Annotated in this window: 1 protein-coding gene; it reads left to right on the top strand. The window is 45.4% G+C overall.

Annotated features, from left to right (window positions below; genetic code table 11):
• Positions 1-2,368 (top strand): Calx-beta domain-containing protein (locus JFC05_RS12580; RefSeq protein ID WP_198337130.1); only part of this gene is annotated, 2,368 nt, incomplete at both ends.

Below are 2,368 nucleotides of genomic sequence, written 5' to 3'. Positions count from 1 at the left end.
CACTGGTACCATTTATGATGAAGACCGAGTACCTGGTAGTGAAGATCGCTTAGGCGACTTTAATGATGGTGATGAAGCGCAGAGCACCGATCAAGGTCAGCCAGTTGACGGCAATCTATTAGGCAACGCCTCTGAGACAGATGCTGACATCACGTTGAACGTTAATAATGTTCAAGTAGACATTAATGGTGATGGCACCCCTGATAATATTACTGTTGGCACACAGGTAGATATCGTTGACGCTGATGGCAATCCGGTAGGCTCTCTAACAGTGAACGCTGATGGCAGCTACACCTTCACGCCAGATGGCGACTTTACAGGTGACGTTCCAGCGATTAGCTATGACGTCATCAACAAAGACACCAATGAAGTATTAGATAGCTCTAAGCTTGATATCACAGTTAACGCAGTTGCAGTGGTTGTTAATCTGGGTGTTACGAAAGCTGAGGCGATTGAGACCACAGACAACAGTGACACGCTTGAATTTGCAGTTACTCAAGCGTTCAAGAGCGATAAAGACACCACGGTTAAAGTACAACTAGACAAGGTTGGCAGCGCCGGCATCACGGCAAGTGATATTGCAAGCATCACTTATACAGATGCAACAGGTGAGGTGACCCTAACAGACCCATCTGCTATTGAAAGTTTCTTAACCAGCGGCGTAGATATCGTCATTGCTGCAGGTAGTAAAGAGGTGCCAGTTGTCTTTGAAATTGCAGATGACAACATCTTAGAGGGCGAAGAGACGCTTGGTCTAATCATTAGTGATGCCCGTAATGATAATGGTGCAAGCATTGGTGATAATGCTCAATCAGGTACTATTAATGATGAAGATGGCACAGACCCTCTAAATCCACTAGATAGCGTCACGGTATCTATCGTAGATAAGATTGACACGGTCAACGAAGGCGACACTGGCAGCTTCCCAGTTGAACTACGTGACGCTAATGGCGATTTGATTAACGCGATTACTGATATCACCGTAGAAGTGACTTACAGCGGCGTTGCTGCAAACGGTGATGACTTCACCGGCAGCACGACAGTGACAATCCCAGCAGGTTCAAGCAGCTTTAATCTTGACTTGCAGACCCTTGCAGACAACCTAGTTGAAGGCGATGAGATTGTGGGTATCACTATCTCAAACCCGCAAGGTGGCGGCTTTGAAGCCATTGAGGTTGATGCTAACGCTGATACAGCAGACATGACCATTATTGATATGGACACAGCTGAGATTACTGTGGGCGATGCGGTGGCTGTTGAAGGTGGAAACTTAGTTCATACCATCACCATCTCAACACCAAGTGATAAAGCTGAGACGTATGACTTTAGCATTACTGAAGGTACAGCGACTGAAGGCGATGACTACACTAATGCGCCAGTCTTTAGTGAAGGCGTTACTTATGATGCTACAACAGGCACTATTACCGTACCAGCGGGTGTTACTGAATTTACGGTTAGCTATCCGACGATTGATGACAACATTGCTGATGATGGTGAGACTACCACAGTAACTGTTGACGGTAAGACTGGCACAGGCACCATCAACGACGAAGATGGTACAGATCCTATGAATCCGGTAGAGGGTGTGACTGTTTCTATCGTAGACAATGTTGACACTGTTAACGAAGGCGACACTGGTAGCTTCCTAGTTGAATTGCGCGACGCTAATGGCAATTTGATTAATGCGATTACCGATATCACTGTAGAAGTGACTTATAGTGGCGTTGCTGAAAACGGTGATGACTTCACTGGTAGTACTACAGTGATTATTCCAGCGGGTTCAAGCTCAGCGCCTCTTGATTTAGTAACGATTCAAGATCAGCTATCAGAGGGTGATGAGATTGTGGATATCACTATCTCAAACCCGCAAGGTGGCGGCTTTGAAGCCATTGAGGTTGATGCTAACGCTGACACAGCAGACATGACCATTGTTGATGGAGATAAGTCTGTTGTTGATATTGAAGCGACGAAAGAGACAGCGATTGAGGGTGTAGACAACACCTTGACTTTCACTGTATCACAGCAAACAAAGAGTGACTCAGACACCACAGTACTTGTAAAACTAAATCAAACAGATAGTAATATCGAGCCGCAAGACATTTATGCTATTAGCTATACTAAAGCTGATGGCACACCAGTGACCTTAACGGATCCTGTTGATATTGCTTACTTCCTGAAGAACGGTGATACGGTTACTATTCCAGCCGGTCAAGATAAAGCACCTGTGATTACAGTGATTGTTGCAGACGACGCTATCTATGAGAAATCAGAAGACATGGTGCTTGAGATTAGCAACCCTGTCTCTGCAGGTAATGGCATTGTTGAGATTGGTCAAGCATCTGACACTGGTACCATTTATGATGAAGAC

It is taken from the genome of Psychrobacter celer, from assembly GCF_016107555.1.
GTDB classification, from domain to species: Bacteria; Pseudomonadota; Gammaproteobacteria; order Pseudomonadales; family Moraxellaceae; genus Psychrobacter; species Psychrobacter celer.
Note: the sequence above shows the minus strand (reverse complement) of the source record. Positions and strands in the feature narration are given on the sequence as shown.